This is a genomic window from Pseudomonas sp. PS01299, from assembly GCF_029960145.1.
Taxonomy (GTDB): domain Bacteria; phylum Pseudomonadota; class Gammaproteobacteria; order Pseudomonadales; family Pseudomonadaceae; genus Aquipseudomonas; species Aquipseudomonas putida_A.
Genome location: NZ_JASCPO010000507.1, coordinates 1 through 662 on the forward strand (window position 1 = coordinate 1; position 662 = coordinate 662).

The 662-nt window shown below is 46.8% G+C and carries 2 tRNA genes and 2 rRNA genes; all 4 read right to left on the bottom strand.

Features of this window, described 5'->3' with window-relative positions:
* Positions 1 to 83 (bottom strand): 23S ribosomal RNA (locus tag QMX91_RS31315); the annotation flags it as partial.
* A 239-nt stretch (positions 84 to 322) separates the two neighbouring features.
* Positions 323 to 398, bottom strand: a tRNA-Ala gene (locus tag QMX91_RS31320).
* A gap of 10 nt (positions 399 to 408) precedes the next feature.
* Positions 409 to 485 (bottom strand) — tRNA-Ile (locus QMX91_RS31325).
* A gap of 123 nt (positions 486 to 608) precedes the next feature.
* A 16S ribosomal RNA gene (locus tag QMX91_RS31330) occupies positions 609 to 662 on the bottom strand; the annotation flags it as partial.

Here is a 662-nt window from a genome sequence, read left to right on the forward strand (position 1 = left end):
CCCCGAAGCTTTTCGCAGGCTACCACGTCTTTCATCGCCTCTGACTGCCAAGGCATCCACCGTATGCGCTTCTTCACTTGACCATATAACCCCAAGCAATCTGGTTATACTGTGAAGACAACATTCGCCGAAAATTCGAATTTCTCGATTAAGAGAACTCACAAATTTTACCTTAGCCTGATCCGTTACCAGTGAAAGTAACGTTCAGTCTATCTTTCTATCACATACCCAAATTTTTAAAGAACGATCTAATCAAAGACTAGAAATCAATATTCACACCGGAATATTCATTTCTAAACTCTAACAAGCAGAAGCAGTTAAATGGTGGAGCCAAACGGGATCGAACCGTTGACCTCCTGCGTGCAAGGCAGGCGCTCTCCCAGCTGAGCTATGGCCCCATAACAAAATTGGTGGGTCTGGGCAGATTCGAACTGCCGACCTCACCCTTATCAGGGGTGCGCTCTAACCAACTGAGCTACAGACCCAATTTCGAGCGCGCAACTGTTAGCTTGGAGCTATCAGCTTGGAGCTTAAAGCTGCTTCTATCGTCTTCTTCAATGAATCAAGCAATTCGTGTGGGAACTTATGGAGCAGCTGATGTCGTCGATTAAGGAGGTGATCCAGCCGCAGGTTCCCCTACGGCTACCTTGTTACGACTTCAC